The 18,571-nt window shown below is 67.4% G+C and carries 16 protein-coding genes and 1 tRNA gene; 13 read left to right on the top strand and 4 right to left on the bottom strand.

Translation table 11 applies throughout. The annotated features are described in order from the left end of the window. Positions 1-51: 51 nt before the first annotated feature. Entirely contained in the window at positions 52-1,065 is a 1,014-nt protein-coding gene (locus tag DIE16_RS11720) for a D-2-hydroxyacid dehydrogenase family protein (protein ID WP_044847344.1), read from the bottom strand. 425 nt (positions 1,066-1,490) lie between these two features. On the opposite strand from DIE16_RS11720, the gene DIE16_RS11715 reads away from it, so the two are divergent. Then, on the top strand, positions 1,491-2,540 hold the full coding sequence (locus DIE16_RS11715; protein WP_044847345.1) for a LysR family transcriptional regulator: 1,050 nt from the start codon (positions 1,491-1,493) through the stop codon (positions 2,538-2,540). Positions 2,541-2,675: 135 nt separating this feature from the next. On the opposite strand, the gene DIE16_RS11710 is transcribed toward DIE16_RS11715, so the two are convergent. The 3 genes from DIE16_RS11710 to dprA all read right to left on the bottom strand — a co-directional run bounded on the left by DIE16_RS11710 (position 2,676) and on the right by dprA (position 7,161). Next, a complete protein-coding gene (locus DIE16_RS11710) occupies positions 2,676-5,273 on the bottom strand; it encodes a DNA topoisomerase III (RefSeq protein WP_044847346.1) in 2,598 nt (865 codons plus the stop codon). 193 nt (positions 5,274-5,466) lie between these two features. Beyond that, complete coding sequence (locus DIE16_RS11705; RefSeq protein ID WP_124520561.1) at positions 5,467-5,847, bottom strand: thioredoxin family protein; 381 nt, start codon at positions 5,845-5,847, stop codon at positions 5,467-5,469. 36 nt (positions 5,848-5,883) lie between these two features. Further along, positions 5,884-7,161, bottom strand: a complete 1,278-nt coding sequence (dprA, locus tag DIE16_RS11700) for a DNA-processing protein DprA (protein WP_409364451.1) — start codon at positions 7,159-7,161, stop codon at positions 5,884-5,886. 230 nt (positions 7,162-7,391) lie between these two features. Here dprA and def point away from each other — a divergent pair, with 230 nt between their 5' ends. The 12 genes from def (at position 7,392) to queD (ending at position 18,347) form a co-directional block, all read left to right on the top strand. Further along, positions 7,392-7,895, top strand: coding sequence for a peptide deformylase (gene def, locus DIE16_RS11695; RefSeq protein ID WP_057924826.1), 504 nt, complete (start codon positions 7,392-7,394; stop codon positions 7,893-7,895). A gap of 34 nt (positions 7,896-7,929) precedes the next feature. Further along, positions 7,930-8,922 (top strand): methionyl-tRNA formyltransferase, encoded by a 993-nt coding sequence (fmt, locus tag DIE16_RS11690; protein WP_124892314.1) that lies wholly within the window; start codon positions 7,930-7,932, stop codon positions 8,920-8,922. 110 nt (positions 8,923-9,032) lie between these two features. Next, positions 9,033-9,674 carry a LysE family translocator gene (locus tag DIE16_RS11685; RefSeq protein WP_124892313.1) on the top strand — a complete coding sequence of 214 codons (642 nt, stop codon included), beginning with the start codon at positions 9,033-9,035 and terminating at the stop codon, positions 9,672-9,674. Between the two features lie 99 nt (positions 9,675-9,773). Then, complete coding sequence (htpX, locus tag DIE16_RS11680; protein ID WP_006485774.1) at positions 9,774-10,631, top strand: zinc metalloprotease HtpX; 858 nt, start codon at positions 9,774-9,776, stop codon at positions 10,629-10,631. Between the two features lie 234 nt (positions 10,632-10,865). Further along, a complete protein-coding gene (rsmB, locus tag DIE16_RS11675; protein ID WP_124486705.1) occupies positions 10,866-12,254 on the top strand; it encodes a 16S rRNA (cytosine(967)-C(5))-methyltransferase RsmB in 1,389 nt (462 codons plus the stop codon). Next, the gene (locus tag DIE16_RS11670; RefSeq protein WP_044847362.1) at positions 12,251-12,841 is read left to right on the top strand and encodes a DUF4390 domain-containing protein; all 591 of its coding nucleotides are present in this window, start codon (positions 12,251-12,253) and stop codon (positions 12,839-12,841) included. Before rsmB ends, DIE16_RS11670 begins: the two co-directional genes overlap by 4 nt. Next, on the top strand, positions 12,831-15,245 hold the full coding sequence (gene esaS, locus DIE16_RS11665) for a sensor histidine kinase EsaS (protein WP_044847353.1): 2,415 nt from the start codon (positions 12,831-12,833) through the stop codon (positions 15,243-15,245). Before DIE16_RS11670 ends, esaS begins: the two co-directional genes overlap by 11 nt. Next, positions 15,246-15,947: a response regulator transcription factor EsaR gene (gene esaR / locus DIE16_RS11660; protein WP_044847354.1), complete on the top strand. Its 702-nt coding sequence runs from the start codon at positions 15,246-15,248 to the stop codon at positions 15,945-15,947. Between the two features lie 60 nt (positions 15,948-16,007). Continuing rightward, a tRNA-Phe gene (locus DIE16_RS11655) sits at positions 16,008-16,083 on the top strand. A gap of 350 nt (positions 16,084-16,433) precedes the next feature. Then, the gene (queC, locus tag DIE16_RS11650; protein ID WP_044847355.1) at positions 16,434-17,168 is read left to right on the top strand and encodes a 7-cyano-7-deazaguanine synthase QueC; all 735 of its coding nucleotides are present in this window, start codon (positions 16,434-16,436) and stop codon (positions 17,166-17,168) included. Positions 17,169-17,243: 75 nt separating this feature from the next. Further along, positions 17,244-17,876, top strand: coding sequence for a 7-carboxy-7-deazaguanine synthase (gene queE, locus DIE16_RS11645; RefSeq protein WP_044847356.1), 633 nt, complete (start codon positions 17,244-17,246; stop codon positions 17,874-17,876). A gap of 18 nt (positions 17,877-17,894) precedes the next feature. Next, on the top strand, positions 17,895-18,347 hold the full coding sequence (gene queD, locus DIE16_RS11640; protein ID WP_044847357.1) for a 6-carboxytetrahydropterin synthase QueD: 453 nt from the start codon (positions 17,895-17,897) through the stop codon (positions 18,345-18,347). Positions 18,348-18,571 lie beyond the last annotated feature (224 nt).

Raw genomic sequence — 18,571 nt, 5'->3', positions numbered from 1 at the left:
AGAGCCGCGCGGCGAGCGCGGCCCGTGCCGGTCAGCACCGGTCGGAGTCCGTCAGCGCACGCGGCGCGGCGTCAGCGCTTCCGGATTGACGACGCTCGACATATCGCCCTGGTCGAACGCGAGGATGTTCTTGAACGCCGCGCTGAAATAGAGTTCGTAGCTTTCGCGCTCGACGTAGCCGATGTGCGGCGTGCAGATCACGTTTTCCATTCGCAGCAGGCTGTAGCCCTGCAGGATCGGCTCGCTCTCGAACACGTCGATCGCGACCATCCCCGGACGGTTGTGCGACAGCGCGTTGACGAGCGCGTTCTCCTCGAGCAGCTCGGCACGGCTCGTGTTGACGAGCAGCGACGTCGGCTTCATCCGCATCAGGTCTTCCTGCTTGACGATCCCGCGCGTGTCGTCGTGCATGCGCAGGTGCAGCGACAGCACGTCGCTCTGCTCGAACAGCGCTTCGCGGCTCTCGGCGGCCGTGTAGCCGTCGGCGCGCGCGGCCTCGAGCGAATGCTCGCGGCCCCAGATCAGCACGTTCATCCCGAACGCCTTGCCGTAGCCGGCCACCAGCCGGCCGATCTTGCCGTAGCCCCAGATGCCGAGCGTCTGGCCGCGCAGCACCTGGCCGAGGCCGAAGTTCGGCGGCAGCGCCGACGTCTTCAGGCCCGACTGCTGCCACGCCCCCTGCTTCAGGTTCGCGACGTATTGCGGAATGCGGCGCTGGGCGGCCATCACGAGCGCCCAGGTCAGCTCGGCGGGCGCGACCGGCGAACCCGTGCCTTCGAGCACCGCGATGCCGCGGTCGGTACACGCTTCGAGGTCGATGTGGCTCGAGATGCGGCCGGTCTGGCTGATCATGCGCAGGTTCGGCAGCTTGGCGAGCAGTTGCGACGAAATCGGCGTGCGCTCGCGAATCAGCACGAGCGCCTCGACTTCCGCCAGGCGGCTCGCGAGTTGCCCCAGGCCGCGTACCGTGTTGTTGAAGACCTTCACGTCGTGCTCGGCGAGCATCTCGAAGCAGTTCAGCTTGCGGACGGCGTCCTGGTAGTCGTCGAGGATGGCAATTTTCATGATCAGCGGGAGTCGCGCGTTGAAAGCGGCAGCGGCGGCGGCGCAGGTCGCGCACCCGTCCCGCCCGGCCGGGGCCGACATGATGCTACGTCGGCGCACGTCGTGGTGTCTTTTTAACAGGTTGTTACGCTCCGCCGCAATCGGCGCCGGCCTGAGCCGGCGCCGCTCCCCTCGGACGCGTCGGGATGCGATGTTGTGTCGCATCAGACACGTCCTTTCTGATTCGGCAGCTTACCGGAGGAGGTTCACCCAATTGTTGCTTCAATCAGAATAATTGGATCATCCATTCGCGATGAGTGAGGATTTTTGACTATTTTTATCGTCAAGGCGGCCCTTGTTGAGCAACTCTGCATCATTTCCGCTGTCGTAGGAGAATTACGCATTTGCTTCAACTTTTTGAAGTTGTAACAGCGGCAGGAGTCGTTATGGATCATTTGCAGTCGATGCGCGTGTTCGTCAAGGTTGCGGATCTCGGCAGTTTCGCGCGGGCCGCGAGTGCAATGGATATTTCCAACGCGGTCGCGACGCGTCACGTCGCCGATCTGGAAGGCCGGCTCGGCACGCGCCTGCTGAACCGCACCACGCGCAGCCTTTCGCTGACGGAGTCGGGCCAGGTCTATCTGGAGCGGGCGCGCCAGATTCTCGATGAGCTCGAGGATGTCGAGCAGATGGTCGTCGCGCGCAATCACGAGCCGGTCGGCACGTTGCGCATCGTCGCGCCGGTCGTGTTCGGCCTGCACAACCTTGCGCCCGTCCTGCAGTCGTACACCGAGAATTTCCCGAAAGTGGTGCCGGATCTGACGCTGGTCGACCGCCAGGTCGATCTCGTCGAGGAAGGTTTCGACGTCGGCATCGTCGTGACGCGCCAGATGCGCAGCGCGAGCATCGTCACGCGTCGGCTGACCACGGGCTGCATGACCGTGTGCGCGACGCCGAGCTACCTGGAAAAGCACGGCGTGCCGACCCATCCGGAGCATCTCGCCGAACACCCGGCGCTGAGCCTGCCGACCGAATACTGGGGCGACGAGCGCGTGTTCACCGGGCCGGACGGCGAAGTGCGCGTGCGCCCGACCAACGTGATCGTCGCGAACAATACCGCGATGCTGCGCCAGTTCGCGCTGCTCGGGATGGGCGTCGCGATCCTGCCCAGCTACCTGATCGGCAGCGACATCGCGCGCGGCGCGCTGGTCCGGCTGCTGCCGGATTTCCGGCTGCCGCAGGTCGAGATCAACATCGCGTATCCGAGCCGGCGCCACCTGCCCGCGAAGGTGCGCACGTTCATCGATCACCTCGTCGAATATTTCAGCCACTCGACCGACGCGATGATGGGCGAACAGTGGGCCGCACAGAGCGCGGCGCCTGCGCCGATCGGCGTCGAGATGCGTGCCGAGCCGCCCGAGTCGACCGACCCGAACCTGCAGCCGCGGCTCGCGCGTTCGCCGCGCGCGCGCGTCGCGGTGCCGTCGCCGCTGTAACGGCGCGGCGGCCGCGCATCGGCACGGCCGGCAGCAGGCACCAGGAAAAAACGCGGATCGAACGATCGATCCGCGTTTTTTTATCGCCGGTTCACCGGCGTACTGCGGGCCGGGCAGACCCCGGCGCCCGGTGCGTCAGGAGCCCGTCTTGCGCGCCGTCGTCTTGCGGGCGGCGGTCTTGCGCGCCGGTGCCGGTTTCTCGTCGGCGCCTTCCGTCACGGTTTCGGCGTCCTTCGTCGCCGATTTTGCCGTCTTCTTCGCGGCCGCGGCCTTCGGTTCCTTCTTCTCGAACTCGAAGCCGATCTTGCCGTCCGGCTGCTTCACGAGGAATGCCTTGAAGTTGCGGCCCGTGCGCGACGACTTGAAGTTCGGCAGCAGGTCCGTACGGCCGTCGGCCAGCAGTTTCGCCATCTGCTCGCGCGTGATTTCCTGCTGCAGGATCACCTTGCCCGAACGGAAGTCGCAGGTCTTCGGATTCGCGACCGAGTGTTCGCACACATAGCTCATCCCGTGCTCGAACACGCGGCCCTTGCACTTCGGGCACGCGCCGACCGGTTCCTGCGCGGAGAAGTCGGGCGCTTCGCCTTCCTCGCCGCCCTGGTCCTGGCCGAAGTCGAACTCGAGCTTGTAGTTCTTCGTTTCGTCGTCGAACGAGAGCTTCAGGATCGCCGAGAACGGACGGCCCATCTTGCTGCGGAAGCCGGACAGCGGGCCGATGGTTTTTTCCCGCAGCAGCTCCTCGACTTCCGCGATCTCGAACTGCCGGCTGCCCGGAATCTTCGAGATCGAGAACTCGCACTTCGTGCATGCGAAGCGGCGGTAGTTTTCCTTCACCTGGCCGCCGCAGTTCGGGCACGGCGTCTCGAGCGTCGCGTAATCGCCGGGGATCGTGTCGGAATCGTATTCCTTCGCGCGCTTGACGATCTGCTGCGTCATGCGGGCGATTTCCTGCATGAACGCGTCTCGCCCGAGGTTGCCGCGCTCCATCTGCGACAGCTTGTATTCCCATTCGCCAGTGAGCTCGGGCGCGGTCAGCTCCTTCACGCCGAGCCCGCGCAGCAGCGTCATCAGCTGGAATGCCTTCGCGGTCGGGATCAGCTCGCGGCCTTCGCGCACGAGATACTTCTCGCCGAGCAGGCCTTCGATGATCGCCGCGCGCGTCGCCGGCGTGCCGAGGCCCTTCGCGGCCATCGCCTCGCGCAGCTCGTCGTCCTCGACGAGCTTGCCCGCGCCTTCCATCGCGGACAGCAGTGTCGCTTCCGAGTAGCGTGCGGGCGGCTTCGTGACGAGCGCGACGGCAGCGATCTCGTCCGTCTTCACCTTCTCGTCCTTCTGCACCGGCACGAGGTTCGCGTCCGCGCCTTCGGCGTCGCGGCCGTACACCTGCAGCCAGCCCGGCTCGACGAGCACCTTGCCTTCGGTCTTGAAGTGATGGCCGGCGACTTCGGTGATCCGCGTCGTGACGCGGAACTCGGCCGCCGGGAAGAACACCGCGAGGAAGCGCTTCACGACCATGTCGTACAGCTTCTGCTCCGGCTCGGACAGCGACTTCGGCGCCTGCAGCGTCGGGATGATGGCGAAGTGGTCGCTGATCTTCGAGTTGTCGAAGATCCGCTTGTTCGGCTTCACCCAGCCCTTGTCGAGCACCTGCTTCGCATGCGGCAGGTAGTTGTGGCTCTCCTTGAGCATCTCGAGCGTGGACTGCACCGTCGAAATGTAGTCTTCCGGCAGCGCGCGCGCGTCGGTACGCGGGTACGTGAGTACCTTGTGCTTTTCATACAGCGCCTGCGCGAGGCCGAGCGTGTTCTTCGCGGAGAAGCCGAAGCGGCTGTTCGCTTCGCGCTGCAGGCTCGTCAGGTCGAACAGCAGCGGCGACAGCTGGGTCGACGGCTTCGATTCCTCGGACACCGTGCCGACCTGGTCGCGGCACGCGGCGACGATCGTTTCGGCGGCCGGCAGGCTCCAGAGGCGCGAGTCGCGCTTTTCCGGATCGAATTCGTCGCGCTTGAATTTAGGGTCGAACCACTTGCCTTCATAGAAGCCGCCCGCGCATGCGAACTCGGCCTTCACTTCCCAGTAGTCGCGCGGGATGAAGCGGCGGATTTTCTCTTCACGTTCGACGACGATCGACAAGGTTGGCGTCTGAACGCGGCCGACGGTCGTCAGGAAGAAGCCGCCGCCCTTGCTGTTGAACGCGGTCATCGCGCGCGTGCCGTTGATCCCGACCAGCCAGTCGGCTTCCGAGCGGCAGCGTGCGGCGTCGGCGAGCGGCTGCATGTCCGAGTCGGTGCGCAGGTGCGCGAAACCGTCGCGAATCGCCTGCGGCGTCATCGACTGCAGCCACAGGCGCTGGACCGGCTGCTTCGCCTTCGCGTGCTGCACGATCAGGCGGAAAATCAGCTCGCCCTCGCGCCCCGCGTCACATGCGTTGATCAGGCGATCGACGTCCTTGCGCTTCATCAGCTTGGTCAGGACTTTCAGGCGCGACTCGCTTTTTGCGATCGGATTCAGGTCGAAATGCGGGGGGATGACGGGCAGATGAGCGAAGCTCCATTTCCCGCGCTTGACCTCGTACTCTTCCGGGGCGGCGATTTCCAGCAGGTGGCCGACCGCGGACGACAGGACGAATTCGTCGCTCTCGAAGTATTCGTCATGCTTGGTAAAGCCGCCCAAAGCGCGCGCGATGTCGTTCGCGACAGAAGGCTTTTCCGCAATGATCAGAGCTTTGGACATGACAGATGTGTGTTGGTAGACCGGGTTCGCCGGCGTGGGTCCCTTTTACGACGGCTTTATAGCACACGCCGCAGCGACGGCGGCTCGGCGTGCAAAAAGCGGCTCATCATAGAGGGGGGGCGCAACGGCGGCAAGCGCGCCCGGCGCGGCGGCACGCGCAACGGCGCGAAAAGCCGCCCGGCCGGTGCGCGGTTCACGCCTCGACGTTCAGGATATTGCGCAATTTCGGTGCGTGCGGCGCGCCGGGCACGGCGCTCAAGTCGGACAGCATCCGTTCGACGATCGTCGCGTGCGGCAGCACCGTGCCGAAGAAGCGCGCGGTGTTCGCGTCCTCGATCAGGATCGTCGGGAAATTCTCGACGTCGAGATCGTCGAGCCGGTCGGCATGGGTTTCGATGTCGATCCACGCGAAGCAGGCGTCGGGATGGCTATCGGCGAGCTGGTCGAAGGCCGTCCGGTAGTCGCGGCAGGTGCCGCACCACTCGGCGCACAGGCAGGCGACCAGCAGCGTGTCGGGATCGGCGAGGCGCTCGGCGATCCGATCGGCATCGGTGTCGAGATTCAGCGCGGGCATGGAATTCCTTGGGTAGCGTCGGCGGCACGGGCCGCCCTATGCGGGGGACTGTAGCACGCCGGACGCGGGCGGAGTGGGCGCCACGTCAAGCCGCGCGAAGCGTCCGCCGGGCACGCTCGCGACGCGGCCGGCCAGTTCGAGCGCGAGCAGCGCGCGGTGCAGCGCGTCATCCGACAGGCCGCTGTGCTCCGCGAGCCACTCGTAAGTAACGGGGCCGTATCCCAATGCGACGAGCACGGATCGTTCGGCCGGGTCGTCGGGCGGTACGCCTTCGTTTCCGGCCGATGCGGTGGATGGAACGGCGGAAACCGGTTTCCCGACATACTCGCCCGCGCGTCGCCCCAGCGTGCCGGCTGTTTCGCCGTTATCGGGGCGCGTACGCGAATTCGCCGTGGCATGGGCGGTGTGCGCTGCCGGTTCGTCCAGCCCGTACTCCTCGAGCACGTCGAGCGGTGTCGCGGTGAGCTTCGCGCCGTCGCGGATCAGCGCGTGGCAGCCCTGCGCGAGCGGCGCGTGGATCGAGCCCGGCATCGCGAACACGTCGCGGCCCAGCTCGTTCGCGAGGCGTGCGGTGATCAGCGAGCCGGAGCGCGGCGCGGCTTCGACGACGAGCACGCCGAGCGCGAGCGCGGCGATCAGCCGGTTGCGCTGAGGGAAATGCGACGCCCGCGCGGGCGTGCCGAGCGGCCATTCGGACAGGATCGCGCCGCGCGCGGCAATGTCGTGCGCAAGCGTGCGGTGCCGCGCCGGATAGACGAGATCGGCGCCCGTCGCGATCACCGCGACCGTGCCGGCGCGGCCGTCGAGCCCGCCGCGATGCGCGGCGCCGTCGATGCCGAGCGCGAGGCCGGAGACGATCGCGAGCCCCGCGTCGGACAGCGCATGGGCGAAGCGCGTGGCGTCGGCGAGCCCTTGCGGCGTCGCATGGCGGCTGCCGACCACGGCGAGCCCGCGTGCGTGCAGCAGGTCGAGCCTGCCCTTTACATATAGCAGCGGCGGCGGGTCGTGCAGGTCGCGCAGCCGTGGCGGATAGACGGGATCGTTGAGCGTGACGATCGCGTTGCCCGGTGTATCGAGCCATGCCAGTGCGGCGTCGGTGCAGGCGTCGAGGTCGTCCCGCTCGCTGGCGCGCACCGCCCGCGCGGCGGCGGCGCTGCTCGCCGCGCCGATGGCCCGGTCGGACGCGGCGAGCAGCGCCGCCGGCGAGCCGAATGCGTCGAGCAACGCATGCAGCACGGCGGGTGAGATGCCCGGCGCATGCGCGAGCTGCAGCCACGCGCGCAATGCGGAAGTCGTCAGCGCTTGCGGCGACATGAGGTTCCCCTCGAACGCGGCGGCCAGCGGAGCGCGTGGCGCCATGATAAAATTTTCATCATCCGAAATACTCGACAGGGCCGCGCGCACGAGCGCCCGGCCAATTGCAGGAGGCATGACCCGCGGCATTGATATGCCGCGCGTCTGCCTCATCTTCATTGCATCCCGGCGGCGGCGCCAGCCGGCCGGATGGCCGATGCGGCACGCCGCTCCACCGAATACCGAACACCATGGCTTTGCTGAACATTCTTCATTACCCCGACAAGCGACTGCACAAGGTCGCGAAGCCCGTCGACAAGGTCGACGACCGGATCCGCAAGCTCGTCGCCGACATGGCCGAAACCATGTACGCCGCACCGGGCATCGGCCTCGCGGCGACGCAGGTCGACGTGCACGAGCGCGTGATCGTGATCGACGTCTCCGAGGAGAAGAACGAGCTGCGCGCGTTCATCAACCCCGAGATCATCTGGTCGAGCGACGTGAAACAGGTCTACGAGGAGGGCTGCCTGTCGGTGCCCGGGATCTACGACGAAGTCGAGCGTCCCGACCACGTCCGTGTACGTGCGCTCAACGAGCACGGCGAGACTTTCGAGCTCGACTGCGAGGGCCTCCTGGCCGTGTGCGTGCAGCACGAGATGGATCACCTGATGGGGCGCGTGTTCGTCGAATATCTGTCGCCGCTGAAGCAGACCCGCATCAAGACGAAGATGAAGAAACTCGAACGCGCGATGTGACGCGCGTGTGCCCAGCCCGATCCCGAACGCTGTCATGACCCATACGTTGCGCGTGATTTTTGCCGGCACGCCGGAATTCGCCGCGGCCGCACTCGCCGCGATCCACGAGGCCGGTTTTCCGGTGCCGCTCGTGCTCACCCAGCCCGATCGCCCGGCCGGGCGCGGGATGAAACTGCAGGCAAGCGCCGTGAAGCGCTATGCCGTCGAGCACGGGATGCCCGTCGCGCAGCCGCCGTCGCTGCGCCGCGCGGGCAAGTACCCGGCGGAGGCGGCCGACGCGATCGAGCTGCTGCGCGCGACCCCGCACGATGTGATGGTGGTCGCCGCATACGGCTTGCTGCTGCCGCAGGAAGTGCTCGACATTCCGCGTGCCGGCTGCATCAACATCCACGCGTCGCTGCTGCCGCGCTGGCGCGGCGCCGCGCCGATCCACCGCGCGATCGAGGCCGGTGACGCCGAGACGGGCGTCACGCTGATGCAGATGGACGTCGGCCTCGACACCGGCGCGATGATCGAGGAAGCGCGCGTCTCGATCGCGTCCGACGACACGACCGCCACGCTGCACGACCGGCTCGCCGCCGACGGCGCGCGGTTGATCGTCGATGCGCTGGTGCGGCTCGAGCGCGACGGCACGCTGCCCGCCACGCCGCAGCCGGCCGACGGCGTGACCTATGCGGAAAAGATCGGCAAGCACGAAGCGGCGCTCGACTGGCGCAAGCCGGCCGACGTGCTCGCGCGCCAGGTGCGCGCGTTCGACCCGTTCCCGGGCGGCGTCGCCACGCTCGATGGCGCGGCCATCAAGCTGTGGGCGGCCGAGCCGGTGGCGGCGCGCGGCACGACTGTCGACATGGCGCCCGGCACGATCGTCGAGGCTGCGCCGGAGGGCGTTGTCGTCGCCTGCGGCAGCGGCGCGCTGCGCGTCACGCAACTGCAGAAACCGGGCGGCAAGCGGCTGCCCGCGCGCGAATTCCTGGCCGGCTCGCCGCTCGCCGTGGGCCAGCGCTTCGCGTTGCCTGACGCGGCCTGAGCGTCATTCGACACGGCATCGCGCCCGCGCGCAATCGGCCGGATGGCCGAGTCGCGCAGCGCGGCAGGCGCGCGTAGAATTTCCCTGCGCATTCCGGTTTCGAGGTTCTCATGCTTGGCATCACCCATTTCGGCTTCTTCGTGCTCGCGGTCTTCCTGCTGAACGTCACGCCCGGCCCCGATACGGCGTACATCGTCGGCCGCAGCGTCGCGCAGGGCCGTGGCGCGGGGCTGATGTCGGCGCTCGGCATCTCGGCCGGCTGCTGTGTGCACACGCTTGCGTGCGCATTCGGCCTGACCGCGCTGCTCGCGGCGTCGGCGGCCGCGTTCACGGCGATCAAGCTGGCCGGTGCCGCTTACCTGATCTACCTCGGCGTGCGCATGATCGTCACGAAGCAGGCCGCCGCGCCGGCAGGCGCCGAGGCGGCGCAGGCCACGGCCGCGAAGCCGCTGCGCCAGTTGTTCATGCAGGGTTTCTGGACCAACGTGCTGAATCCGAAGGTCGTGCTGTTCTTCGTGTCCTTCTTCCCGCAGTTCGTGTCGGCCGACAGCCCGCACAAGGCGCTGGCGTTCCTGGCCCTCGGGTCGGTGTTCCTCGTGATGAGTACCGTCTGGAGCTGCATCGTCGCGTGGGTCGCGGGTAGCGTCACGCAGCGCTTTTCCGGCAAGCCGGGCGTCAGGAAATGGCTTGATCGCACGGTGGGCAGCGCCTTCGTCGGCCTCGGGCTGCGGCTCGCGGCGACGCAACGCTGAAATTGAATTTTTCCGGCAAGACCTTATCTAACAAATCACTTACAATTTTCCGCCGCGCACTATGATGTCGGCGGGTCCCCTGACGGATAAGGAGTGGGTATGTTCAATTGGGTCAAAACGGCGATGCTGATGGCCGCGATCACGGCCCTGTTCATCGTGATCGGCGGCATGATCGGTGGCTCGCGCGGCATGACGATCGCGCTGCTGTTCGCGCTCGGCATGAATTTCTTCTCATACTGGTTCTCCGACAAGATGGTGCTGCGCATGTACAACGCGCAGGAAGTCGACGAGAACACGGCGCCGCAGTTCTACCGGATGGTGCGCGAGCTCGCCACGCGCGCGAACCTGCCGATGCCGCGCGTCTATCTGATCAACGAGGACGCGCCGAACGCGTTCGCCACGGGCCGCAACCCCGAGCACGCGGCAGTCGCCGCGACGACGGGCATCCTGCGCGTGCTGTCCGAGCGCGAGATGCGCGGGGTGATGGCGCACGAGCTCGCGCACGTGAAGCACCGCGACATCCTGATCTCGACGATCACCGCGACGATGGCGGGCGCGATTTCGGCGCTGGCCAACTTCGCGATGTTCTTCGGCGGCCGCGACGAAAACGGCCGTCCGGCCAACCCGATCGCGGGGATTGCGGTCGCGCTGCTCGCGCCGATCGCCGGTGCGCTGATCCAGATGGCGATCTCGCGGGCGCGCGAGTTCGAGGCCGACCGCGGCGGCGCGCAGATCTCCGGCGATCCGCAGTCGCTCGCCACCGCGCTCGACAAGATCCATCGCTATGCGGCCGGCATCCCGTTCCAGGCGGCCGAAGCGCATCCGGCCACCGCGCAGATGATGATCATGAACCCGCTGCACGGCGGCGGCCTGCAGAACCTGTTCTCCACGCACCCGGCGACCGAGGAGCGCATCGCGCGCCTGATGGAGATGGCCCGTACCGGCCGCTTCGATTGATCCCCGGCGCATCGCGCGGCCATTGCCGCGCGGGGGCGCCATGCCACCCCGCACGCTTCGCGCTGCGGGGTTTTTCATTTCTGCGCGCCGTAAAGGGGCCAAAGGGTTCGCGCGGTCGCACGCTACAATGCGCGGTTTGGAATCGCGCGCGGCCTCGGGGCCGTTGCGATCCCGCCGTTTGCCGCCTGTGTTTGCCGTGCCTGCTTGCCGCGCTTGATTGCCGATTCCGTTCCGATGACACGAACCCGTTCCTCCGCCCCGTCTTCCTCCGGCCGCCCGGCGCGCCCGTCCGCGCTGCATCTCGCGCCCGATTCGCTGGGCTTCGCGCTCGACGCGGCCGCGCAGGCAGTCGATGCGGTGCGGCGCGGCACCGCGCTGCCGGCGGCACTGGCCGCGGTGTTCGCGCAGATGCCGGCCGGCACGCAGGCGCTTGCGCGTGGCGCGACGCAGGACGTTGCATACCGGACGATGCGTCGTCTCGGGAGCGCCGATTGGCTGATCGGCCGGCTCGTCAGCAAAGCGCCGCCCGCGCATGTGCATGCGGTGCTCGCCGGCGCATTCGCGCTGCTGCTCGATCCGGAGGAAACGGCTGCATATCCGGCGTTCACGATCGTCGACCAGGCCGTGACTGTAATCGGCGCGCGACGCGAATACGCGTTCGCGAAGGGGCTGGTCAACGCGGTGCTGCGGCGTTTCCTGCGCGAGCGCGACGTGCTCGTCGCGGCGCTGCAGGACGATCCGGTCGCGCGCTGGAATTACCGCACCTGGTGGGTCGACGCGGTGAAGCGCGCATGGCCCGACGCATGGCAGGCGATCCTCGCGGCCGGCGAGCGCCAGGGGCCGCTGACGCTGCGTGTGAACGCGCGCCGCGCGAGCGTCGACGCGTATCTCGACACGCTGCGTGCGAGCGGGATCGACGCGACCGCGATCGGCCGTCACGCGGTGCGGCTCGCGTCGGCGCTGCCGGTCGATCGCATTCCGGGCTTCGCCGATGGGGTCGTGTCGGTGCAGGACGCCGGCGCGCAGCTCGCGGCCGAATGGCTCGGTGCGCGCGACGGCATGCGCGTGCTCGACGCGTGCGCGGCACCGGGCGGCAAGACCGGGCATATCCTCGAACTGGCCGACGCGGAAGTCGTTGCGCTCGAAAGCGACGCGACCCGCGCGGCGCGCATCGGCGAGAACCTCGCGCGCCTGTCGCTCGCGGCGGACGTGCGCGTCGGCGACGCGGGCGCACCGGACGCGTGGTACGACGGCCGTCCGTTCGATCGCATCCTGGCCGACGTGCCGTGCTCGGCGTCCGGCATCGTGCGCCGTCATCCCGACATCCGCTGGCTGCGCCGCGAAGCCGACATCGCCGCGCTCGTCGCGGAACAGCGCCGCATCCTGAGCGCGTTGTGGCCGCTGGTGAAACCGGGCGGCGAACTGCTCTACGTGACCTGTTCGATCTTCCCCGAGGAAGGTGAATTGCAGGCGCGCTGGTTTGAAGCGGCCTGTGAAGATGCGGTACGATTGGACGCGCCCGGCCAACTGCTGCCGGGCGGCGTGCACGGCGGGGCGGCCGGCGCACGCGACCAGAACACCGATCACGACGGATTTTTCTACGCGCGGTTTCAGAAACGGTGACGATCAAACACCTTTTTCCACTTCGGCTTGCGGCCGTCCTGCTGGTCGCGTTGACGCTGTGCCTGACGGTCGTTCGGCCGGCGCGCGCCGAGTCGATCGCCGTGCAGCGTGCATCGCTGCAGGCTGACGGAAGCGGCTGGAGCCTCGATGCCCGCTTCGATTTCGAGCTGAATCCGAACCTCGAGGATGCCGTCAACAAGGGCATCCCGCTGTACTTCACGACCGATTTCGAACTGGGCCGCGCGCGCTGGTACTGGTTCGACGAGCAGCCGGTGTCGGTGTCGCAGACGATCCGGCTGTCGTTCCAGCCGCTCACGCGCGAGTACCGCGTGTCGACGGGCGGCCTGCAACTCGGCTTCCCGTCGCTGAAGGACGCGCTCGCGGTCGTCCGGCACATCACGTCGTGGCACGTGATCGACCGCAACCAGGTGCGTGCCGGCGAAACCTACACGGCCTCGGTGCGGATGCAGCTCGATACGGCGCTGATGCCGAAGCCGTTCCAGGTTGACGCGGTGAACAACCGCGACTGGACGCTCGGGTCGGACTGGAAGCGCTTTACCTTCACGGTGACCGAACGTGCTAAATAAAGTGCGCCGCGCGGCCAGCGGGAAGAGCCTCCTCGTTCGCGTGATCGTCTCGACCGTCGCGATCACCGCATTGCTGCTGCTCGTGCTGCTCGCGGCCGCGAGCGCGAACACCGAATTCTTCGACCGCTACTACTCGTGGCTGTACGCGACGAACATCGTCGTCGCGCTCGTGTTCCTGCTCGTGGTGCTCGGGCTGATCGGGATGATCGTCGTGCGCCTGAGGAAGGGCAAGTTCGGCACGCGGCTGCTCGCGAAGCTCGCGGTGTTCTTCGCGCTCGTCGGCGTGGTGCCGGGCGGGATCATCTACATCGTGTCGTACCAATTCGTGTCGCGCAGTATCGAGTCGTGGTTCGACGTGAACGTCGAGACCGCGCTGACGGCCGGCCTGAACCTCGGCCGCGGGATGCTCGACGCGTCGCTGTCCGACCTGCAGACGAAGGCGCGGCTGATGTCCGACCAGCTCGCGAGCGTCGATGCGAACACGAACGGCACGACGCTCACGCTCTTGCGCCTGCGCGACCAGTTCGGCGTGCAGGATGCGACGATCGTCGAGCCGAGCCGCGGCGGCTCCGGCGCGGCGCCCGACCTGCACATCGTCGCGCAGGCATCGGGCAATTTCGCCGCGCTGATTCCGGACGACCTGCCGACGCCGCTGATGCTGAGCCAGGCGCGCGAACACGGCGCGTATGCGGCGATCGAGGGCGAGGTCGACGGCGACCCGCGCGCGCATGGCGCGAAGGGCGCGCTGCGGCTGCGCGTCGTGCGGCCGATTCCCGATGCGACGACGTCGCTGCTGCAGCCGGCGGAGCGGTTCCTGCAGCTCACGCAGCCGGTGCCGCCCACGCTCGCGCACAATGCGGACGCAGTGCAGCGCGCGTATCGCGAGTACCAGGAAAAATCGCTCGGCCGCACGGGCTTGCGCAAGATGTACATCGGCACGCTGACGCTCGCGCTGTTCCTCGCGACGTTCATCGCGATGATGCTCGCGCTCGCGCTCGGCCAGCAGCTCGCGCGGCCGCTGTTCCTGCTCGCGCAGGGCACGAAGGAGATCACGGAAGGCGACTACACGCCGAAGCGCGAGATCAAGTCGCGCGACGAGCTCGGCTTCCTCACGCAGTCGTTCAATGCGATGACGCGCCAGCTGTCCGAGGCGCGGCTCGCGGTCGAGAAGAACCGGGTCGCGCTCGAGCATTCGAAGACCTATCTCGAGAGCATCCTCGCGAACCTGACCGCCGGCGTGTTCGTGCTCGATCGCCAGTTCCGGCTGACGACGGCCAACCGCGGCGCCGAGCGAATTTTCCGCCAGCCGTTCGGCGCGATGATCGGCACGGCGCTCGACCGGATCGGCGTCGTCGCGGAATTCGGCGCGATGGTGCGCAAGGCGTTCGCCGATCGCGAAGCGGCGTCCGACGACGGCGGCGGCGACCGCGGCCACTGGCAGCAGCAGTTCGCGATCGAAGTGCCGGGCGAAGCCGATCCGCTGACCTTGCTCGTACGCGGCACGCGCCTCGTATCGACCGTCGAGGGCGAGGCCGACGATCCGCAGACGTCCGGCTACGTCGTCGTGTTCGACGACATCTCCGACGTGATTTCCGCGCAGCGTTCGGTCGCATGGGGCGAGGTCGCGCGGCGGCTCGCGCACGAGATCAAGAACCCGCTGACGCCGATCCAGCTGTCGGCCGAGCGGCTGCAGATGAAGCTGTCCGACAAGCTCGCGCCGCCCGATGCCGACGTGCTCAAGCGCGGCGCGACGATGATCGTCAACCAGGTGGCCGCGATGAAGCGGATGGTGGACGACTTCCGCGAATATGCGCGCACGCCGCCGGCGGTGCTCGCCAACCTGCAGCTGAACGAACTGGCGAGCGAGGTGCTCGGGCTGTATGGTGTCGGCGAAGGCAAGAGCGCGATCGTCGCCGAACTCGCGCCGTCGCTGCCGGTGATCCGCGGCGACGCGACGCAACTGCGCCAGGTGATTCACAACCTGCTGCAGAACGCGCAGGATTCGGTCGCGGAAGTCGCGCATCCGCGTGTGTTGATCGAAACCAAGACAGTAGAATATGGCGACCCCGACGCCGAGGGCAAAACGCGCGTCGCGGTACGTCTTACCGTGTCCGACAACGGGCCCGGTTTTCCGGCACGCATCCTGACCCGTGCGTTCGAGCCTTACGTGACGACGAAGGCGAAGGGCACGGGGCTCGGATTGGCCACGGTCAAGAAAATCGTCGATGAGCACGGCGCGCGGATCGATCTGCGCAATCGCATGCACGGCGAGACCGTCGAGGGTGCGCAGGTGTCGATCCTGTTCCTGCAGATGGCGAGCGATACGCCAGGCGTCGAATCCGGCGCGCAGGGCGGGGCGGCTCCCGCCAAGACAAAAGCAAGTGTGCAGACAAAGGCAGCGTAAATGGCAACCATCCTGGTGGTAGATGATGAAATGGGCATCCGGGAATTGCTCTCGGAGATCCTCAGCGATGAAGGACATGTCGTCGAGGCGGCGGAAAACGCGCAGGCCGCGCGGGAATACCGTCTGAATCAGGCGCCCGATCTCGTGCTGCTCGATATCTGGATGCCCGATACCGACGGCGTCACGCTGCTCAAGGAATGGGCGGCGCAGGGCCTGTTGACGATGCCCGTGATCATGATGTCCGGGCACGCGACGATCGATACCGCCGTCGAGGCGACGAAGATCGGCGCACTCGATTTCCTCGAGAAGCCGATCGCGCTGCAGAAGCTGCTGAAGTCCGTCGAGCACGGTCTCGCGCGCGGCGCGGCACCGGTGTCTGCCAATGCGGCGGCGAAGGCGGGCGGCGGCCAGGCATCGGGCCCGGCGGCGGTCGCGTCCGCGGCCGCGCTGCCGACGCTCGGCGACGACATGGCCGCGGCGCTCGGCCTCGCGGGCCAGACGGCCGCGATTCCGTTCGACATCCCGTTGCGCGAAGCGCGCGACGCGTTCGAACGCGCGTACTTCGAATATCACCTCGCGCGCGAGAACGGCAGCATGACGCGCGTCGCGGAGAAGACGGGCCTCGAGCGCACGCACCTGTATCGCAAGCTCAAGCAGCTCGGCGTCGAGCTCGGCAAGAAGCCGTCGGAAGGGGCCGTATAAGAAATTTCACGAAACCCCTTGTGCGACTCAATAAAGCTCGATATACTTTGTTTCTTCGTTGGCCCGGTAGCTCAGTTGGTAGAGCAGCGGATTGAAAATCCGCGTGTCGATGGTTCGATTCCGTCCCAGGCCACCAGCAGTTCCAACCCCAAGAATCGGAAGGTTCTTGGGGTTTTTCGTTTGTGGTGGGTTCGCGCGGCATTGGCGGTGCGCCCGGCAGCATTCGCCGGGGCGTGATAAAATCCGTGCCCGCTCAATGACTTAGCGCATCGCTTCATGCGCACGGCAAGGCTGCCCGCAGGCGCTGCCGTGATGTGCGGCAACGAAGCCGCGCGATGGGCGGTATAAGCGCTCCGCCGCGTTCGCGGCCGACCGCGCTGCCTATACTGGTCGAGCCGGCGCAGGCCGGCACGCGTCGGGCCGCCCGGCGGCAGCCGGCCCCGGGGCGCAGCGCGACGCGAGCCTACACATTCACGGAGTATCACGGTGATTCGGACAGACGCTAAAGACGGCGCGCTCGTGTTGTTTTCCGGCGGGCAGGACTCGGCCACGTGCGTGGCCTGGGCCCTCGAACGCTACCAGACGGTCGAGACGCTCGGCTTCGATTACGGCCAGCGCCACCGCGTCGAACTCGAATGTCGCGAAGGCGTGCGCGACGCGCTGAAGCGTCAGTTTCCCGCCTGGGCCGACCGCCTCGGCGACGATCACATGGTCGACCTGTCGGTGCTCGGCGCGATCAGCGATACCGCGATGACCCGCACGATCGAGATCGAGACCGCGGCGAACGGCTTGCCGAACACGTTCGTGCCGGGCCGCAACCTGCTGTTCATGACGATCGCGGCCGCGATCGCCTATCGCCGCGGCTTGCGCGTGCTGGTCGGCGGGATGTGCGAGACCGATTTCTCGGGCTACCCGGACTGCCGCGACGATACGATGAAGGCGCTGCAGGTCGCGCTGAACCTCGGCATGGACACGCGCATGGTGCTCGAGACGCCACTGATGTGGCTCGACAAGGCGCAGACCTGGCAACTCGCCGAGCAGCTCGGCGGCGAGGCGCTCGTCGAGCTGATCCGCGTCGAGACGCACACGTGCTACGTGGGCGAGCGCGCGGAACTGCACGACTGGGGCTTCGGCTGCGGCGAATGCCCGGCCTGCAAGCTGCGCAAGCGCGGCTACGAGGCCTACCTGAAGGGCGAGCGCGTGACCGAAGCACCGCTGTGACGCGGGTGCGCCGGCAGCGCCGGATGGATAACGGATTCTGATCGACAACGAGCGGCGCGAGCCGGACGAAGCACGATGACTTACGCGGTCAAGGAAATTTTCTACACGTTGCAGGGCGAGGGCGCGAACGCGGGCCGTCCGGCCGTGTTCTGCCGGTTCGCCGGCTGCAATCTGTGGTCGGGTCGCGAAGAGGATCGGGCGGACGCCGTGTGCCGCTTCTGCGATACCGACTTCGTCGGCACCGACGGCGAGAACGGCGGCAAGTTCAAGGACGCCGACGCGCTCGTCGCGACGATCGCCGGCCTGTGGCCGGACGGCGAGGCGCACCGCTTCGTCGTCTGCACGGGCGGCGAGCCGATGCTGCAGCTCGACCAGCCGCTCGTCGACGCGCTGCACGCGGCGGGCTTCGAGATCGCGATCGAGACCAACGGCTCGCTGCCGGTGCTCGAGACGATCGACTGGATCTGCGTGAGCCCGAAGGCCGACGCGCCGCTCGTCGTCACGAAGGGCAACGAACTGAAGGTCGTGATCCCGCAGGACAACCAGCGGCTGGCCGATTACGCGAAGCTCGATTTCGAGTATTTTCTCGTGCAGCCGATGGACGGCCCGTCGCGCGACCTCAATACGAAGCTCGCGATCGACTGGTGCAAGCGTCATCCGCAGTGGCGGCTGTCGATGCAGACCCACAAATATCTGAACATTCCCTGAGCCACGGCTTTTGACATCGTGCTGATTACCCGAAAACTCGAATTCGACGCGGGCCACCGCATTCCCGATCACCGCAGCCAGTGCCGCAACCTGCACGGCCATCGCTACGTGCTCGAAGTCACGCTGCGCGGCGATCTCGTCGATACCGAGGGGGCGCCCGACCGCGGCATGGTGATGGACTTCGCCGACGTGAAGGCGCTCGCGGTCGAGCACCTCGTCAACAAGTGGGATCACGCGTTCCTGGTCTACGCGCGCGACGAAGTCGTGCGCTCGTTCCTCGAGCAGATGGCCGACCACAAGACCGTCGTGCTCGACCGGATCCCGACCGTCGAGAACCTCGCGGCAATCGCGTTCGACATCCTCGCGAACGTGTACGACGCGCACTACGGCGTGAACCTGCGCCTGGAGCGCGTGCGCCTGTACGAAACGCCGAACTGCTGGGCCGACGTCGAGCGCCAGCCCGGCCGCTGATCCTGCCTTCCCGGCAGCCCCGCCAGCCGGCGCGGGCTGCCTGCCGCCGCGCCGCGCGGCCTCGCCCGGCGACGTTCCCCGCCTGTTCCCACATTCCGCGTGACGCCGCGCTATGATCGTTGCGTGGCACCGGAAAACACATCCGTGCGACATCGCGCGGCCCGCGCTGTCAGATCGGCTGCTCACGACCGACTGACGTTCCAGGGCCCGGTCCGGCGCCGCCG

This window comes from Burkholderia sp. Bp9090, from assembly GCF_003857985.1.
Classification (GTDB): Bacteria; Pseudomonadota; Gammaproteobacteria; order Burkholderiales; family Burkholderiaceae; genus Burkholderia.
The sequence above is the reverse complement of the archived record's forward strand: the minus strand, read 5'-3'. Positions and strand labels throughout refer to the sequence as shown.

Excerpts from the sequence above, each read along its gene's own strand:
- queE (WP_044847356.1), top strand. The coding sequence starts at position 17,244 with ATGACTTACGCGGTCAAGGAAATTTTCTACACGTTGCAGGGCGAGGGC.
- htpX (WP_006485774.1), top strand. The coding sequence starts at position 9,774 with ATGTTCAATTGGGTCAAAACGGCGATGCTGATGGCCGCGATCACGGCC.
- DIE16_RS11685 (WP_124892313.1), top strand. The coding sequence starts at position 9,033 with ATGCTTGGCATCACCCATTTCGGCTTCTTCGTGCTCGCGGTCTTCCTG.
- DIE16_RS11710 (WP_044847346.1), bottom strand. The coding sequence starts at position 5,273 with ATGTCCAAAGCTCTGATCATTGCGGAAAAGCCTTCTGTCGCGAACGAC.
- DIE16_RS11720 (WP_044847344.1), bottom strand. The coding sequence starts at position 1,065 with ATGAAAATTGCCATCCTCGACGACTACCAGGACGCCGTCCGCAAGCTG.
- def (WP_057924826.1), top strand. The coding sequence starts at position 7,392 with ATGGCTTTGCTGAACATTCTTCATTACCCCGACAAGCGACTGCACAAG.
- DIE16_RS11715 (WP_044847345.1), top strand. The coding sequence starts at position 1,491 with ATGGATCATTTGCAGTCGATGCGCGTGTTCGTCAAGGTTGCGGATCTC.
- esaR (WP_044847354.1), top strand. The coding sequence starts at position 15,246 with ATGGCAACCATCCTGGTGGTAGATGATGAAATGGGCATCCGGGAATTG.
- dprA (WP_409364451.1), bottom strand. The coding sequence starts at position 7,161 with ATGTCGCCGCAAGCGCTGACGACTTCCGCATTGCGCGCGTGGCTGCAG.
- fmt (WP_124892314.1), top strand. The coding sequence starts at position 7,930 with ATGACCCATACGTTGCGCGTGATTTTTGCCGGCACGCCGGAATTCGCC.
- DIE16_RS11705 (WP_124520561.1), bottom strand. The coding sequence starts at position 5,847 with ATGCCCGCGCTGAATCTCGACACCGATGCCGATCGGATCGCCGAGCGC.
- rsmB (WP_124486705.1), top strand. The coding sequence starts at position 10,866 with ATGACACGAACCCGTTCCTCCGCCCCGTCTTCCTCCGGCCGCCCGGCG.